This is a genomic window from Roseimaritima multifibrata, from assembly GCF_007741495.1.
Classification (GTDB): domain Bacteria; phylum Planctomycetota; class Planctomycetia; order Pirellulales; family Pirellulaceae; genus Roseimaritima; species Roseimaritima multifibrata.
Genome location: NZ_CP036262.1, coordinates 1,814,001 through 1,831,047, shown reverse-complemented (window position 1 = coordinate 1,831,047; position 17,047 = coordinate 1,814,001). Strand labels below are relative to the sequence as shown.

The following is a 17,047-nucleotide window of genomic DNA, read 5'->3' as shown; positions in this document are numbered from 1 at the left end:
TTCCGGCCGACAGGAAAGTGATTTACTCGACAGGTGTGGAGTGTTTCATGGGGAAGTCAATGGATGCGACTTGATTGCGGCCACTCTGCTTGGCTTGATAGAGGGCACTGTCGCAGCGAGCGTAGACATCTTCCCATGCGTCGGTGGGGCCGGCCATCGCCAGACCAGCACTCGCGGTGACTGAAACGGAGACGCCATCCAGGACGATTGGCATGGCTTCCAAAGTCCCTAGCAAACCTTCGACCATGTCGTTGGCCGCGGAGGGCCCTAACCCGGGCATCAACAGAATAAACTCTTCGCCACCAAACCGTCCTGCCCACATTTCTTCGTGAATCTGCTGGCTTAAATGCTGCGCCACTTTTTTCAAAACAGCGTCCCCCATGCAGTGACCGTAGCGGTCATTGACCTGCTTGAAATAATCCAAATCCAAAAGACAAACCGGAAGCAAATTCTGTTGCTCCGTCGCACTGACCTGTGCCAGGGCAAACTGAGAATCGAGGTGCCTTCGATTTGGCAATCCGGTCAACTGATCATGCCCCGCAGCGGTCTGCAGCCCCAGGACCATTCGATGCCGAACGATCGCAAAACGCAACGCTCGAGCCAACGTCGGGCCTGAAACCTCCCCTTTGGTAAGGTAGTCTTGGGCCCCACATCGAATCGCATAAATCGCTAGTTCCTCGCTATCGTCGCCTGTTAGAACAACGATCGGCAATCGCGAATCTAAGGCTCGGATCTGTTCAAAGGATTCAGCATTGCGGGCATCCGGCAAATTGATGTCGACAATCGCTACATCAAAATCAGACTGTTTGATTTGCTTGAGTGCCGAGACCAGACTCGATTCGTGCGTGATCGTGAAGGTTGCATGGGGAGCTCGCTTCAAAAGACGCTTCAGCAGCAGGGCATCGGCATCATCATCCTCGATCAACAAAACACTAAATGAGGAATCATTGCCGGATCCAACAAAACCGTGCGACGAAGAATTACCTGTGTCGACACTCCTATCTTCATCCGCAGCAATCAATTGCTCCAGCGCGGCAAACTGTCTTGAAATTCGCATAAAGTCTTCCTGTTGCGTCTGATTCGAACAGACAACTATTGGTTGTCACTCGCGTGCGAACCAACAGTTACCGTCGCTTTCGTCACATTCGCCCATCAAAACTCGGATCATGCCGATTGCGAGGATTGCGGGACATCCCCGGCCCGTTGGCCACCCCCATTAGGCGTACGGGGCCGACAAGCACCCAACCGTTCCTTGCCGCCACGGATGTTTTCAGAATTGACGAAACCAGCAGAACCCGAACGACCCGCACAGAAGAACGAACACCAATGGTTTCGCTCGCTTCAAGGTACCGGCAAGACATTGCGTTGCATCGTCACAGCGAATCGTATGCAACGCTTCAACGGATTTTACCTTTTTGCCACATGGAACCCCTTCGCCCCCGATGACAACCCGCCCCTCAACCATCGCTCCTCCGCAGACGCGTTCCAAACGGAGCACGGCGATTCGCGGAATGCATTGGCTGGTTTTGGGGGTCTCGTTAGCGCTAACATTCTTCGCATGGCACTACTCAAAATCCCAGCACGATGCACGCATCCAGGCACTGTTTGATCGCGAAGCCGACCAGACCGTTGAATTGGTCAAAGAAAGGATGCAGAAATACGAAGACGCGCTCTGGAGCGGGGTGGCGATGCTGGACGCTTCGGACCAGGAAATCGGTCTACAGCAGTGGAAACGCTATGTAGAGAGCTTGAACCTGGATTCCAAGTATCCGGGGATTAACGGACTGGGAATCATTCACTCGGTCCCCACCCCATCTTTGCCCAACTACCTCGCAAAACGGAAAGCGGAAACCCCGCAATTCCAAATCCACCCAGCGCAAAACCAAGAGACGCTATTACCGATCAGCTTCATAGTACCGGTAAAGCCTAATTCCAAGGCAATTGGTTTGAATATGGCACACGAACCGAACCGGTTCCGAGCCGCTCTTAAAGCGAAAGAGTCGGGTGCGGCTCAGGTCACCGGCACGATTCACTTGGTTCAAAACAGCGAGAAGACGCCTGGTTTTTTGTTCTACGCCCCGTTTTACCGAGACCAACAACACGCAACGCTCGAACAAAGAAATGCCAACTTTGCCGGCATGGTCTACGCTCCGTTTATCGTGAAAGAACTACTCGAAGGGGTGCTGCGAAAAGAGAACCGTTCGGTTGGGCTGCGACTGACAGACGGCACGACCATCCTGTATGACGAACATGTTGCCAGCGAAGCGGATTACGACCCTTCCCCTCTGTTCACCGAATCCCGTTTGGTCGAAATGTACGGTCGGACCTGGGAATTTGATATTTGGAGCGCCAAGTCCTTTCGTAAAAGCGCCAACGACAGTCAGCCGCATGCCATTTTGATCGCCGGGATTTTGATCGATCTGTTGCTACTGGTTGTTTTTGTCACCCTCTCCCAAGCCTCCCAAATGGCTCACTCCTATGCCGAAGGAATGACACGGCAATTAGAAGTCAACAACCAGCAATTGCAAAAAGAAATTCAAGAGCGCAAAGCGACCGACGCCCGACTACGTGAAATCAACACTTCGCTGGAAGAATCTCGCACGACGCTGCAGGGGCTTTTTGACCAAAGCTTTAACTTCATCAGTTTGATGGCCCTTGATGGCACGTTACTTCAAATCAACCGTACTGCACTGGAACTGGTTGGCGCCAACGAAAAGGAAGTGCTTTACCAACCCTGCTGGAATACGATTTGGTGGTCTCATTCATCAGCGCTTCAGGAACGCCTTCGCGATGCCATCCGGTTAGCGACCGCTGGGGAAGCGGACCGGTTCGAAGCCGTCCACCCCGTTGCCGATTCCGCAGACCAGGCGACCGTCCAAGTCGACGTCTCCGTTTCGCCGATCACCAACGCGGCAGGCGATGTCATTTTCATTGTGATGGAAAGTCGTGACATCTCTCGACTGAAAGAACAAGAAGCCGAGACCGAGAAACTGCTCAGCGACCTAGGTCAAAGCAACAGTGAACTGGAACAGTTCGCGTACGTCGCTTCGCACGACCTCCAAGAACCCCTGCGAAAAATCTCCTCCTATGCCTCCTTGCTGGAAGAGGAATGTGGAGACGAAGTGAACGAAGATGGCCAAGCCTATATCCATGTCATCGTCGATGGTGCCTCGCGAATGAAGCACTTGATCCAGGACCTGTTAGCGTTTTCACGGATCGGGCGTCGAGGCGACACGATGGAGCCGGTCGATACCACGCAATGCCTTCAGGATGCGATTGAAAGTTTGGAAATTTCGATCGCTGAAAGCGAAGCGACCATCACCTTTGATCGAATGCCAGCCGTCCTCGCCGATCAAAGTCAATTGATCATGCTGTTTCAGAACCTTGTCGGCAACGCGTTGAAGTACCGGACGGAGACGCCACCGGTTATTGAAATCGAAGCGACCGACCGAGGACAGGAAATTGAAATCACGATCAAGGACAACGGAATCGGCATCGCCCCCCGATACCAAGAACGTATTTTCGAAATTTTTCAGCGGCTCCACAATCGCCGCGAATACTCGGGAACCGGAATCGGTTTAGCCGTGTGCAAACGAATCGTGGAACGATTCGAGGGGACGATTCGTGTTGAACCGAACGCGCCTCAAGGAAGCACTTTCCTGATCACCCTTCCGAAACCAAGCCCTCCTGACCGAAAGCATGCAATCGCCTTTCCTCCCTCACAGGAACCATCCACCAACGGATTCCTTGCGGCCTCAGACCCACACCATACTGTTGGTTAAGGGTGACGATGATGACGTTCGGCTGATCAAAAAAACAACGCTCGCCGGGTTGAAGATGGTACCGAAGCCCTAGATTTCCTAAGCAAATCGCCTCCGTATGCCACTGCCCCGCGGCCGAGCTAAGTCCTCTTGGATTTAAACATGCCCCGCAAGGATGGCTGTGAAGTTTCAAGAAAAATCAAACAAACCGAGGGGCTGGAATCGATCCCAGTGGTGATCCTCACGACAAGAAACAATGAAGCCGATATCGCGATCAGCGACTGGCACCACGCCAGCGGCTACATCCCCAAAAACGAATAACCTGAAGGATTTCTGCCCCCAGCTAAGGTCCCCCAAAGACCACTGGCTGGCGGCCCTCCAGCTCTCCGCCCCGGGCCATAGAAGCCCAACATCTACTCGGCCCATCTAAAATCGTTTGCGCCGGCACCACGCTGCGGAAGACGAAAACCAAGGGAACGGAGAATGGATGAGTGACGCACTCTGGCGCGTCAAACGGTCCTTGTCTGCTTCCACCTGCGGCCCCACCGAGCCAACACATGCAGGCAGGCACCGACAACCGTTTTCCGACGGCCCCCCACCGCATCGCAGCGGCAACTGTGGGACTTTACTCTCCCTAGCAGCGGGCGACGAACCAGGAGCTCTTTGGCGTTAAACGCAAACATCGAATTGCCGCAGCACGTCCAAATTTCCAGCAACCCAATGCGTTCCAAAACGGCATCCTTGCGGCCAGCAAGCCTTCTCTCCAGCCGTCGATCAGCGAGACAAGCAAAACGCCAAGATCAATCGCTCACACAACCATCGCGTCCCCCCCACAAACAACCCACCAAAGCAAACACTCCTTCACTCCTTCACTCCTTCACTCCTTCACTCCTTCACTCCTTCACTCCTTCACTCCTTCACTCCTTCACTCCTTCACTCCTTCACTCCTTCACTCCTTCACTCCTTCACTCCCAGAAGCGGAACAATCGGTTATTTGGCAACCGGCTTGCAAAAACCAAAAATAAATATCCTAAGAAGTCTCGATTTGTGGGGTGTTTGGGAAGCTTTACCGCGAGCCTTAGCGGCGAACTATCTACCATTGCCATTTTTGACACAAAAAGCCATCGACGCGACGATTGACAATTCCTTAAGGGTGCTCAAACTCGAAGTCGATGGACAAGTTTATGTCAACGGTTGGTGTGAAGAAAAAGCACCCCATTCCCATTTCGGAGGTATTTACCTTGGCAATGATTGATATGGAAGGCTACTGCCGTCCAATTTCGCCCCTCGCCACGTGGATCGGACTGTTTCGAACCATTGCATTTGGAACCTCCAATTGGTTTGCAAAAAACCGGATTGGCATCCTTGGCGCGGCCATGCTCGGAATCGGATGGGTTTCGGCTTATGACTTTTATTTAACCATTGCGACTCTCAGCTCTCTGCCAGAACTAGAGCAAAACTTCGTCGCACGGAAGATTATGGGACTCGACGGAGACCATTTTGACATGACGCGCATCGGCCTGTTTCTCGGGCTGAAATTCGCCGGCAACGTCGTCGTCCTTTCGGTCATCGGAATGATGGGGATGGCAGGATCGCGAAAGGTCCTTCCCGTCGCGATGGGAGTCCTCGGATTCCAAGTGGCACTCCTTTACGTGCTCTGCATCCACACGACCTAGTCCGGCGAACGGATACATTTCTGCCAACGGGCGATACTTTGCCCGTCCGCAGCCCCTGCTTTAACCCAAATGAAGCCCCAAGCAGAAGGGGGCAGGCCTCTTTGTTTCAGTTGGAACTCCAAAGAGACCTGCCCCCTTTTTTTGCGCAAATCAAACGGGGCTTCCCCAATCCTTGCGGAAGTGGGACGTCCGAAACGGCGTCTTTGGGAAAATTACTTTTTCGATACGGGTGATCAACCGCGCACTGCGAGTCATTAACAGACCTTATTCTCCCGCGACAAAAAATCACGAATTATGAATTAGCATTTTCTAGAACGGATTGATACGTTTGGTTATCTGCTGTTTTTCCTCATTCGGAGCGATGTTATGAAAAAGAGACACTTGCACGGCCGGCTCGGCTTTACATTAGTAGAACTGTTAGTAGTGATTGCGATTATTGGTGTTTTGGTAGGTTTGCTTTTGCCTGCAGTCCAAGCGGCCCGCGAAGCTGCCAGGCGAATGTCCTGCACCAATAACCTCAAACAATTGGGGCTGGCACTTCACAACTACCACGACACGCACAAGACGATGCCGTATGCCGTCACGGGAATGGGTGGCATCACCAGCGGCACAGCTACCCCAGCTCCAGGGCAGACTCGAAACCAAAAAGGCTGGGTGATGGTCTTGCCATACATCGAGCAGCAGAACCTGTACGACCTGTTTGATTTCCGTTACGCCGCTGGAGTTCGCCAGTCGGGATCCAATACGATCGATGGTCCACTTCCAGGTGAAGTAGGAAATGCCAATGACGTGGTTGCCAGCACCGTCCTTGCCGCGTTCCTCTGTCCTTCCGACCCAAACCCGGAACAGTACGCAACCATCAGTTCAACTTCCTATTCGATTTCGCCGGGAACGACGACATTGCAAGGTGCGTTTACGAACTATGACTTCAGTGCCGCTCGAACGAGCAGCTCCGCGGACCGTTGGAGTTCGATCTCGCTGCAAACACGGCGAATGTTTGGACATGATGATGGCACCAAAATGTCAGCCGTCGTCGACGGGTTAAGCAACACCATTGCGATCGCCGAGACCTTGCGGAACACCTATGACGGAGTCTCCCAAACTTGGGGATACACCAAACACGTTGGCAACGGCGTCGACCCAGCATGGGCTCGAGGGCTGAACGACAACGAATGTTGTGCATGGCAGTCGCCTGCTTACAGCCAGACCCCGCTGCCATCACGTCTTGGCGAATGGGCAACCGCGGGAAGTATCCATCCAGCGGGTGCTAACTTCACCTTGGGTGACGGCTCGGTTCAATTCCTAAGCGAGACGATCAACCTAACCGTCCTGCAGCGTCTGACCTACATCGGGGACGGACAGCCTGTCGGCGAGTATTGATCCACTCTCCTTTAACAACTTCTGAATCCGGAGTGAAACGGGCAAAACGCCGGTAGCACTCCGGATTTTCCATGCCGGACCTTTGACTCCTAAAACCTTACCTTCGCCCCCCCGCTTTCCACACTAGCGGCCCGCGAAGGGAAGCAATCCGTTTTCTACACGAGTACGCTGAATAATGAAGAAACTAGCATTCACTGCGTTCATTGCACTAACCGCCTGTGTCATGCAAGGCTGTGACGACGGAACCAATGTCGAAACGGTCCCTGCCGCAGGCATAGTTAGCATGGCCGGCAAACCCCTTGAAGGGGTGTCGGTTAGCCTTCTGCCAATCTCCGATGTCGGTATCAAAGGGGCATACGGTGTCTCCGACAGCTCCGGGAATGTCACCATTCAAGTCAGCCCCGATCAAGAAGGGATTCCACCGGGGGAATACGGCGTCATCTTGCAGCAATTCACGCAGCCCGACGGATCGCCAATCCCTGAAGGTTCCAGCGCAGCGGACGTGGGGGCGGTCAACCAAATCCACCCGCTGTACGGGAACACCGACAATTTTCTGATCAAGGTTACCGTCCCGCCCGAAGGGGATTCAAACCTTAAGTTCGACATGGTCAAGAACCCTCGCTAAACAAGCGAGAAATTTGAACAACGCACGGACTCAGCTCTTAGCCACAGAGGCTCCGGAACCGACCAAGCACCGGTCAAGTTTCCGCCTCTGTGGTTTTTTTATGCCGCCGTGGTCAAAAACCAAAACGGCCCCACCAGAAAGCGATCCCAGTTGTATAGACGATAGCGATCGCCCACCACCGAATCGCCGCAACAGGCCCCGAGTCCCTACGGCCGATGCGTTCTGTCAGACACTTAGAATTCGGCTTGAACCTGAGTCCGGAACAAGGTTCCGGTGTCGCCCACCAAAATATCGCTGGCACGATTTTGATTTGGGCTACCGTCCAATTGCGTCACATCAAACGACAGCTTTAACTGTGGCTTCGCCAGTGGATAATAATTAAATCCAGCAGCGTACTCGTTCGATTTTCCATAATCCCCTGACACGAACGAATATCGCACGTTGAAGTCGAGCATTTTCTTGACCAGAAACTTTCCTCCTTCAACGTAAAACCCGTTCTGAAACAGATTGTCGTTAGCGATGGGACCATTTCCCTCAATATTGTCTAACCATCGCAGGAAGACTTCCGAGGTAAGACTCCACCCCTGACGTTTCCAGCTGACATCGATCCCATACAGCCAAAGATCGAATTCGGAAACGGTTACACCTGCCTGTAAAGCACCAGGCTGCGTCAAACGGGTCCCGTCGGAAAGTCGCACGAAGTCGGCTTCCTCAAGAGAGCTTCCATTTTGCGTTGATCTTTGCGGCGAAAAGGAAAAGGAATGCCCCAGTCGCCATAGCGACGTCGGTGTTTGATTGAAATCCACCAATTGACCGCCGAAGGCGCCAGCAGGATCGATATAGCTGGTCGCGGCATACGTAAAGTTATTGTCGGTTTCGGAATTGGGAAGGTTTGCGGTTCGATACCCGTTTCCAATCATCACTTCATAGTGCCCGTGCTGCGCAAATTTCCCGACTCCAAAAATTCCCACGGTCCGGTCCGGGCGAAAGAAATCGACCGCCAACGGACGGTCGACCAACCGAGTCCGCCGGGCACCGAGCAACCACTGGCGGCCCGCCGGCACCTTCCGTTTTCCAAACTGAATTTGGAAAGCATCGGTGAATTGCCAAGCCCACCAGTAGTCAAAAAAATCGACAACATGACCGTCATCGGTGTCGCCATCCAGTTGCAGAAAGTAGGTCAACCGCGGGTCGATAGCATGCCCGGAGAACGTCATTCGCGCCCGCTCAATATCAAACGCGTTGCGGTTTCGGATAGGACGCCTGACTCCCGAATTGTCGGTCCAGGAGTCCGCGTTTCGAGCAAAACCATGATGACGAAACTGAATCCAACCCTTGACCTTCAATTCGAATGGATGCTTCTTCGCATCAAACGGGCGGATCACAAAACCACGGTCGTAATCGGCATAAAAATTCAGCGTTTTAACTTTGCCGGCATCCTCAGACGTATCGCATTCCGCTTCGCTGGGGACGTCTGCCGCCAACGGAACTCGATCGACCATCCCAGGAGTGCACCCGGAACCAAGCGATTCAGGCTGCAAGCCAAACGGTCCGTCACTCTCCTCCAGACGTCGATGGAGATCCTTAATCTGGGCCGCTTGTTCATTCAATTGAACCTGCAACTGCTCAATCGTCAGCGGGGGCTCCGTGAATTCTTGCCCAATCGCGAAAACGTGGTAGACACAAACGATTAGGGCCAATAACGCGAACCGAACCGTCCCCTGAGTGCGCATGAAATCCCCTTGGAGCGGACGGACCTGAAAATGCCCCCAAGGGCACTTCAGAGCCAAGTTCCAGTTGGACAGTCTCGCTAGCATCAGGGGCTCCATCAGGTCTACCGCAGAGGAACCGCATCGTTCCCAGCACAACTCCTGCTATCGGCAAATCTGGCACAGCCGCGCCAACAGAGACACGTATCATCGTCAAAGTCTGCGCAGTCACCCAACTAACGGAGCGGAAACAAGCCGAGCTGATTAGAGGCCGACAGGACGTCGCAAACAATTTTCGCCTCATCCGCCCGCCGCCTTGCCGACAGTATCGCTTAACTAGCGACCGACATGTTGTAGAAATGGCGAGCCGCTCGACCGCTGATGGTTGTCTTCATCAGCAGCTCTTTAGCGATCCGTTCAATAGCCTGGCGATGCTCATCATCATCCAGCAAATAGACCGTCTTCTCCAACAGTCGCTTCTCGATTTTTGCTAACTGGCGTTCGCTTCCAGGACGATTTCGCAGCAGACCTCGCACGATACGCAAATCACTTGCGGCGCCCGATTCGCAGTACCTTCCAGTCACACTCTCTTCGGCAACCATTCCGGCCAACAGGATCAGAATTTCATCCTCCATCCAATCTCGCGAAGCTTTGGTTTTCCCTTTTTGAATTTTGCAGACACCTAAACGAATTCCTTCGACAGGCATCCGCTTAGGAGTGATCGTGACCTTTTCGACCGAGCGTCCCAACATGATTGCCATGACGGCATGGCCGGCTTCGTGAAACGCGGTCGCGATCAATTGGGGATCGGGAGTGGTGTCGGCCGATTCGCTAGGTTTCGTTTCATCACTACTGGAATCCGTATTCATTAGCTGGCCGCCAATACATCACGAACAACCTTCGCTTCTTCGACTCCGGTCAATTTCAAGTCCAACCCCTGATATTTGATCGTAAACCGGCGGTGATCGATTCCCAGGGTATGCAACAACGTAGCATTGAAATCATTGATATGGACGGGGTTTTCAACAATGTTGTAGCTGTAGTCGTCGGTAGTTCCATAATCGAAGCCACGCTTAAAACCGCCTCCAGCCACCCAGGTTGTGAAGCAACGCCCATGGTGATCGCGCCCGTGGTTGTCCTTTGTTAATTTCCCTTGGCTATAGATCGTCCTGCCAAATTCTCCGCCGAACACCACGACCGTATCCTCTAGCATCCCTCGTTGCTTTAGATCTTTGATCAAAGCGGCAGCGGGTTGATCGACGCCCTGGCAGTTCTTTTTTAGTTCACGCGGCAGGTTGCCGTGCTGATCCCAACCGCGATGAAACAGCTGCACAAAAGGGACACCACGTTCGGCCAACCGGCGCGCCAATATGCAATTCGCAGCGAAGGACCCCGGCTTTTTGGCGTCGGGTCCGTACATTTGGAAGGTCGCTTCCGATTCCGATTCAATGTCCATTAAATCCGGAACAGACGTTTGCATCCGATAGGCCATTTCGTACTGAGCAATCCGGGTTTGGATTTCTGGATCCCCCACATCATCGAAGCGAGTCTCATTCAGTTTGCCAACGGCATCCAAAAGTTTGCGTCGGATTCCCGCATCGACGCCCGCCGGATTATTCAGATACAGCACGGGGTCTCCACCGCTGCGAAACTGCACACCTTGATGCTTTGAAGGGAGGGGCCCACTTCCCCACAACCTTGAAAACAGCGCCTGCCCGGGGCTCGCCCCGACCGAGATCATGGTGACGTAGGCGGGCAGGTTTTCGTTGGGGCTTCCCAACCCATAGCTCAGCCACGACCCCATGCTTGGGCGACCTAACTGCTGAGTCCCCGTGTTGATGTACGTGATCGCTGGATCATGGTTGATCGCTTCGGTATTCATCGTTTTGATGATCGTCATTTCGTCGACGACCGAAGCGGTATGGGGCAGCAGATCGCTATTCACCCAAGTCCCACGTTCTCCGTAGCGTTTGAAGTTAAACATCGGGGCCACACACGGAAACGTCGACTGTCCACTCGACATACCGGTCAAACGCTGTCCATTTCGGATCGATTCCGGCAGTTCTGTTCCGTGAATCTCTTTCAGCGCAGGCTTGTAATCAAACATATCGATATGGCTTGGACCTCCCGCCATAAACAGATAGATCACTCGCTTTGCCGTTCCGGGAAAATGGGGCAATCCGGGCACCCCGCCAGCATTTCCCGAACCACCAACAACCCCTTGGCTGCCTGCCAGCGCAGAGGCTTGGTCCTGCTGCATAAGCGACGCCAGGGCGGCTACGCCTAAACACCCACGTCCCCGCGACAACAGTTGTCGCCGAGTCATCTGCAGTTCGTATTTTTCTAATGGATGCATGATTCTATTTTCTACAAAACAAAGACTCATTCACGAGTCAAGGTTTCGTCCAAATTGAGGAGGGCACTAGCGAGGGTCGTCCAAGCGGCATGTTCAGTCAAATCAAGTTCCGACTGCGTCACCGATTCGCCGATCGAAACCAATTCTTTTGCAGCATCCGGATTCGCTGCATAGTGTTCACGGGCACCACGTAAAACTTCGTCCAGCACACTGCGGTCTTGGTCTTCCATTTTCCGAGCCGTCACCGTGCGGAAGGCAAACTCCAGTTTCGCTTCTGGCGAATCGCCCCCTTCCACAAGAATGCGTTCTGCGAAGTGACGTGCGGCTTCAACGAACTGCGGATCGTTGAGGGTCACAAAAGCCTGCAACGGAGTGTTCGTACGCGCCCTTCGAATCACACAAACCTCACGCGTCGGCGCGTCAAAGATCTGCATCGATGGTGGCGGTGCCGAACGTTTCCAGTAGGTGTAAAGACTGCGTCGATAAAGTTTGTCCGCATGATCCTGAACGAAACTTGGTTTCCCACTCAGACCAACCTCTACCCACAACCCAGGCGGCTGATACGGTTTGACTCCCGGCCCGCCAAAGGATTCATTCAACAAACCGCTGATCGCCAATGCGTTGTCACGGATGAATTCGCCTTGCAGTCGAAAGCGAGCTCCCCGGGCAAACAAGCGATTTTCCGGATCGCGCTGATAACTTTCCAGACCGGCCTCAGATGTCTGCCGATAGGTTTCGGACATCACCAACTGTTTGATAAAGCGTTTAACATCCCACCCCGATTCGCGAAAATCGACCGCCAGCCAGTCAAGCAATTCAGGATGACTGGGGTATTCGCCCTGGGCCCCGAAATCTTCAGGCGTCCCCACAAGTCCGCGGCCGAATAACATCTGCCAATAACGATTGACGGCAACTCGAGCGGTCAACGGATGATCCTCGCGGAACAACCAGTTCGCCAACCCCAAACGATTGGCAGGGGCATCGGCGGCCATGGGGGGAAGGACCGCCAAGGTACCGGGCTGGACCTTCACTTTGGTAGGAGCATCATACGCCCCACGATTCAACACAAACGTTTCACGAGGCTTGTCCATATTCCCCATGACCATCACCGACGTGATCGGTTTTTCTATTTCGGTTCGCTCGGCATCTAGTATCGCAAGTTGTTTTTCTAATTCCTGATACGCTTCATTCTCCGTAGACAAATAGAACCTGCGGAGCGTTTGGTTCTGTTCCGGCGATCGCTCGGCGGGATCGATAGCCAAGAGAGACTCGATTGCAGAGTGTCCCATTACGGCTTTGACTTCATCCGAATTTAAACACCGTTCAAACACAGAAATTTCATCGACGATTCCTTTCCAGCGCGCCCCCGGATTGCGACTTCCAACGAACAGCGTTTTGTCGGTTTGAATCGATTCGGACAATCGATCTTGCTCGATTACCCATTCCCATTCCTCACCATTCACATAAATCTTGACTCCGGCGGCTTTGCTGGAACCGTCGTAAGTCACAAAGACGTGTTGCCATTCAGCGGCCTTCAACTTCTTCTTTGAAACCACTTTGACCGCGTTTGTCGGCCAAGTGTGAATCAAATGAACCGAGATCACTCCATCGCCGACAAGAACGTCATAACCACGGTGTGCATTCTGATCATCCATCCGCGCCAAGAGGGCACCGCTGGCACCTTTTTGCGGTTGAATCCAACCTCCGTAGGAAAAGGAATCGGTCCGTTCAAAATTGCCAACATCCTTTAAATCGATGTAGCTACTACCATCAAATTGGAATCCCGTATCCTCGCGAGAATCGACCCAAACAGCATTCCCAACGACCTCCCCATGGATGTCGGGATTTAAAAGATCTTCAACATCGGTCCCTTTTCCCTCATTGAGCGTCAACTGCACAATCGATCCGCTGGGCAACGAAGCGAGCGTTCTTTCTGCGGCCTGACGGGCCTTTAACCAAGCCTCATAATCAGGCTGGCTTTGCTTCGAAACCGCTTCCAGTTCCTGTTCAACATGAGCACGCTTTTTGGCGACGTCGGCAAGTCGCTGCTCCTTTTGTGGAACGGGAATATCTAGTTTAGGTTCGGCGTTCCCGTTCCTTGTCTGCATTCCCGTATCGCTGCTGACATTGAAGTAAGCGTAGAACTGAAAATATTCCTCGTGCGATATCGGATCGTATTTGTGGTCGTGGCACTGAGCGCATTCCATGGTTAATCCCATCCACACCGTGGACGTCGTACGCACTCGGTCAACCGCGTATTCGACACGGTACTCTTCGGCGATGGCTCCCCCTTCGTCGGTCGTCCCGTTGTTGCGATTGAAACCGGACAGCAACTGCTGCTGGAAAGTTGCGTCGGGAATCAGATCACCGGCCAACTGATTGATTGAGAACTGGTCAAACGGCATGTTGCTGTTGTAGGCATCGACAATCGCATCGCGCCAGGCCCACATATCGCGATTGCCATCGGCGTGGTAGACACTCGTGTCGCCATATCGGGCCGCGTCCAACCACATCACGGCCATCCGCTGACCGTACCTCGGCGACGCCAGCAGACGATCGACCAAAGACTCATAGGCCTGCGGCGAATCATCTGCCAGGAACCGGTCAATTTCTTCGATAGTCGGTGGCAGGCCCGTCAAATCGAATGTGACGCGGCGGATCAATTTTTCACGCGAAGCTTCAGGCAACCATTCCAGCGAATGTTCGGCCAGTTTTGCTTTTATAAAGGCATCGACCGAGGGCTTCTCTATTTTCACGTTCGCCTGCGGAGCCTCGAAGGCCCAGTGTTTGGACCAGACGGCGCCCTGGCGGACCCAGTCGGTTAAAATTTCGATTTCCTGGCTGGAGAGTTCTTTATGGGCATCGGGCGGAGGCATGATTTCCGCCGGATCCGAAGCCAGGATTCGCAGGATCAATTCACTTGTCTGCGGATCCCCCGCACCGACCGCCCCCCGGGCCTCTTCTTCTAGGTCCAACCGCAAGTCGGCTTGGCGGTGCTCCGCGTCCGGGCCGTGGCAGAAATAGCACTTATCGGCAAGGATCGGGCGGACGTCGCGATCAAACCGAACGTCCTCAGCGGCAACGGGCAGCACGACCAGGATGACCACAATCGTTGAGAAGAATCTCGCTTGCACAGCAGATGCTCGTTCGAGAAATGAGGCGGGGGTATTCGGTCGTCAGCCGGATGGACTCCATTATTGTAGTCATTTCTTAACGAGTGCTTGCTGGAGCGGACAAGAATTCGCGTCAACGGGCCGACCTGCCCGATAAGAGACCAGTAAACGTCTAGATTTCTCCGCCAGCATCCGGCGGACTTCGCGTCGTTGACCTTTGACGCGAGCGATTTTCATGTCGTCGTAGCTGGTCGTTTGGTGCCTCATCCAGGCGATCACCGCCGATTCCGCTCGTCGTTCAATCGGGATTCTTTCGGTACGGGCAACGGTGCCACTGCCGACGGGCGTGGCATGTTTTGTGACCGCGGTCGCCAATCGATTTGCCAGTGATTCATAATCCGACGCGAAATTCAGGAACGCAAACACCGCTCCATGAAAATCTTCGACGTATGCCGTTTGCTTCTTGTCGCGTCGAACGGCATCGGCCTGACGTCGTTTGGCATAGGCCGGTTTCGCTCGCTCGATCTCCAAATCTTTTTTAACCGCGGCGATCCTAGCGGCAGGCGCCCACACCCCTCGCGAAAAGGTACGGCGTCCTTTCTTTTCCTGAACCGTCCAGGTCGGTCCCCCCGCCTTCACGCGGCGGGTCATTCCAGCGTCACCGGGGGGCAGCAGTTCCCAGTCACGCGGGACCAGAAGGACTTCGCTACCATCACGAACCGCATGTTCATGGGGTCCCGGCGTTACATTTCGTGTTTGCTGAGGCATTGAAATTCCTTTTCTCTTAAACTCCGCAGATCGCGACTTCCATCCCGAGGGCGACCGCCGCGACCGCTTTAGCCTGCATCGCCGTATCGGCTTCGGCGGCTGAATTCGCATAGACGACCTGAATATGATTGGCCTTATGGCGGGCCATCATTTGGTCTCGACTGACTCCGTGCAAGACGGCATGCATGATCGGCCACTGCGGAGTGGTCGCATTCCACCGCCGTTCCGTTTCAGCGCGAGGCAGGTCGACCGAGGTCGCTCGTCCTAAATCCATCTTCAAGCGATTCTCTTCAACATAGACGCGAGACCAAACCACCTCCCCCGGTTTGGAGATCCCGCGAATCGTACTTCCGCCTGCGGGGAAGTACATCGCCGGCTGCCGGAATCCCTCGGCGTCGGCCCATCCGTTGGCAAAGTGGGACGCGGGAACCGCTCCGCTAATTTCCAAAACCCAGACTTCATCGTCAACGGTCCCCGAAGCATCTTGATCGGACCAACGCAAATCGTGCAGTGTGTTTTCGACAGGTTGTCCAAGTGCCTCTTGAACGCGGCACGTCAACAGACCGTCCAGGCCGGCACATTCATCCACTTCATTGAAGTGGGGCAGGGGGCGGCCTTCATGCAACGTTCTTTTTCCATCTCTTGATCGCACCGGTGGGCGACAGGAATCGTTCAGCATCCCTTCCACCAAATCGCTCGCTGGCAACAGATCCTTAAGCCCTTGCTGATACTGGATGCCAATCGTATCACAGCCAAAATCATCCGCGATCCGCAAAGCAGCGATGTACATCCGGCACTGGTCCAAGATTTGAGCGTCGGTCAAATCGGTCGCGTGAACCGCTCCGGTATGAAACCGCATCCCTTGCTGGTCCAGCCAATCACGAACCGCCTGAGCCTCGGCATCGGGGACCTGCTTCGTTTCGTAATAGAGAGCGGACTGGCTTAGCCGTTCTTTAAAAACCCCCAGCGGATTCAAGAGTGCATCGGGAATGATCGCATTGAACATTCCCATGCACCCTTCATCAAAGACTCCCATGATCGCTTTGTCATGAAGCAATGTTTCCGCGACAGCATTTCCAACCGAAAAAGCCTCCGCGTTAGCGGTCCCCGCTTGAAACGGTCGAACGTGGGACAGGTCGTGCTGAATCCCTTCGCCTCGCAACCAGCCTCCCAAAGCATCACGGAATGCGGCATCGCTAAACGTTTTGCTCCATAGCGAATCATAAGAAACGCCTGCCTTCGTCAACGATCCGTTCAGGTTTAACAGCCCCACCAACCCCGGCCATTCTCCCGACCAGTTGGCAACCGTAAGGATCGGACCATGATGGGTCATCAAACCTGCCAACACATGATGCGAATACTGCCAGACCGCTTCGGCGACGATCAGAGGCGCCGCGGGATCGATCGTTTTAAAAACGTCGATTCCTTCTCGCTGGGAAGCGATGAACCCATGCTTTCGTGAATCGTCATAGGCGTGGGCGCGGTGCACCTCCCAGCCATGACTTGCGATCGCTGCGGTGAGGGCTTCTTCCATCGCTTGCTGTGCGGGCCAGCAAACCTGATTGGCCGATTCACGAAGGTCCCCGGACGCGATAAGGGTGACCGGCGAAAGAGGTTTTGACATGAGTAATCTTGTTCGAAAGAGTGACTTGATGACCG

13 protein-coding genes are annotated in these 17,047 nt (G+C 53.9%); 6 read left to right on the top strand and 7 right to left on the bottom strand.

Going from position 1 to position 17,047, the window contains the following annotated elements; genetic code table 11:
* Nucleotides 1-22: 22 nt before the first annotated feature.
* Nucleotides 23-1,057, bottom strand: a complete 1,035-nt coding sequence (locus FF011L_RS06700; RefSeq protein ID WP_145350887.1) for a GGDEF domain-containing response regulator — start codon at nt 1,055-1,057, stop codon at nt 23-25.
* 385 nt (nt 1,058-1,442) lie between these two features.
* Here FF011L_RS06700 and FF011L_RS06695 point away from each other — a divergent pair, with 385 nt between their 5' ends.
* The 6 genes from FF011L_RS06695 (at nt 1,443) to FF011L_RS06675 (ending at nt 7,442) form a co-directional block, all read left to right on the top strand.
* Nucleotides 1,443-3,782, top strand: coding sequence for a CHASE domain-containing protein (locus FF011L_RS06695; RefSeq protein ID WP_145350886.1), 2,340 nt, complete (start codon nt 1,443-1,445; stop codon nt 3,780-3,782).
* A gap of 129 nt (nt 3,783-3,911) precedes the next feature.
* Nucleotides 3,912-4,082: a response regulator gene (locus FF011L_RS06690; RefSeq protein ID WP_261342559.1), complete on the top strand. Its 171-nt coding sequence runs from the start codon at nt 3,912-3,914 to the stop codon at nt 4,080-4,082.
* A gap of 673 nt (nt 4,083-4,755) precedes the next feature.
* Complete coding sequence (locus FF011L_RS26200; protein WP_218933056.1) at nt 4,756-5,016, top strand: hypothetical protein; 261 nt, start codon at nt 4,756-4,758, stop codon at nt 5,014-5,016.
* Nucleotides 5,003-5,437: a hypothetical protein gene (locus FF011L_RS06685; RefSeq protein WP_145350884.1), complete on the top strand. Its 435-nt coding sequence runs from the start codon at nt 5,003-5,005 to the stop codon at nt 5,435-5,437. The genes FF011L_RS26200 and FF011L_RS06685 overlap by 14 nt, the downstream gene beginning before the upstream one ends.
* 366 nt (nt 5,438-5,803) lie before the next feature.
* Entirely contained in the window at nt 5,804-6,817 is a 1,014-nt protein-coding gene (locus tag FF011L_RS06680; protein ID WP_145350883.1) for a DUF1559 domain-containing protein, read from the top strand.
* Nucleotides 6,818-6,992: 175 nt separating this feature from the next.
* Entirely contained in the window at nt 6,993-7,442 is a 450-nt protein-coding gene (locus FF011L_RS06675; protein WP_145350882.1) for a hypothetical protein, read from the top strand.
* A gap of 233 nt (nt 7,443-7,675) precedes the next feature.
* Here the strand turns inward: FF011L_RS06675 and FF011L_RS06670 are convergent, their stop codons facing one another.
* The 6 genes from FF011L_RS06670 to FF011L_RS06645 all read right to left on the bottom strand — a co-directional run bounded on the left by FF011L_RS06670 (nt 7,676) and on the right by FF011L_RS06645 (nt 17,012).
* On the bottom strand, nt 7,676-9,259 hold the full coding sequence (locus FF011L_RS06670) for a porin (protein WP_246109777.1): 1,584 nt from the start codon (nt 9,257-9,259) through the stop codon (nt 7,676-7,678).
* Between the two features lie 224 nt (nt 9,260-9,483).
* Nucleotides 9,484-10,020: a M50 family metallopeptidase gene (locus tag FF011L_RS06665; protein WP_145350881.1), complete on the bottom strand. Its 537-nt coding sequence runs from the start codon at nt 10,018-10,020 to the stop codon at nt 9,484-9,486.
* Nucleotides 10,020-11,507, bottom strand: coding sequence for a DUF1501 domain-containing protein (locus FF011L_RS06660; RefSeq protein ID WP_145350880.1), 1,488 nt, complete (start codon nt 11,505-11,507; stop codon nt 10,020-10,022). Before FF011L_RS06660 ends, FF011L_RS06665 begins: the two co-directional genes overlap by 1 nt.
* Nucleotides 11,508-11,533: 26 nt before the next feature.
* Entirely contained in the window at nt 11,534-14,641 is a 3,108-nt protein-coding gene (locus FF011L_RS06655) for a DUF1553 domain-containing protein (RefSeq protein WP_145350879.1), read from the bottom strand.
* Nucleotides 14,642-14,710: 69 nt separating this feature from the next.
* Entirely contained in the window at nt 14,711-15,388 is a 678-nt protein-coding gene (locus FF011L_RS06650) for a DUF2293 domain-containing protein (protein WP_145350878.1), read from the bottom strand.
* A 16-nt stretch (nt 15,389-15,404) separates the two neighbouring features.
* The gene (locus FF011L_RS06645) at nt 15,405-17,012 is read right to left on the bottom strand and encodes a fucose isomerase (RefSeq protein WP_145350877.1); all 1,608 of its coding nucleotides are present in this window, start codon (nt 17,010-17,012) and stop codon (nt 15,405-15,407) included.
* Nucleotides 17,013-17,047: the final 35 nt, after the last annotated feature.

Excerpts from the sequence above, each read along its gene's own strand:
- FF011L_RS06700 (WP_145350887.1), bottom strand. The coding sequence starts at position 1,057 with ATGCGAATTTCAAGACAGTTTGCCGCGCTGGAGCAATTGATTGCTGCG.
- FF011L_RS06695 (WP_145350886.1), top strand. The coding sequence starts at position 1,443 with ATGACAACCCGCCCCTCAACCATCGCTCCTCCGCAGACGCGTTCCAAA.
- FF011L_RS06680 (WP_145350883.1), top strand. The coding sequence starts at position 5,804 with ATGAAAAAGAGACACTTGCACGGCCGGCTCGGCTTTACATTAGTAGAA.
- FF011L_RS06675 (WP_145350882.1), top strand. The coding sequence starts at position 6,993 with ATGAAGAAACTAGCATTCACTGCGTTCATTGCACTAACCGCCTGTGTC.
- FF011L_RS06670 (WP_246109777.1), bottom strand. The coding sequence starts at position 9,259 with ATGCTAGCGAGACTGTCCAACTGGAACTTGGCTCTGAAGTGCCCTTGG.
- FF011L_RS06665 (WP_145350881.1), bottom strand. The coding sequence starts at position 10,020 with ATGAATACGGATTCCAGTAGTGATGAAACGAAACCTAGCGAATCGGCC.
- FF011L_RS06660 (WP_145350880.1), bottom strand. The coding sequence starts at position 11,507 with ATGCATCCATTAGAAAAATACGAACTGCAGATGACTCGGCGACAACTG.
- FF011L_RS06650 (WP_145350878.1), bottom strand. The coding sequence starts at position 15,388 with ATGCCTCAGCAAACACGAAATGTAACGCCGGGACCCCATGAACATGCG.
- FF011L_RS06645 (WP_145350877.1), bottom strand. The coding sequence starts at position 17,012 with ATGTCAAAACCTCTTTCGCCGGTCACCCTTATCGCGTCCGGGGACCTT.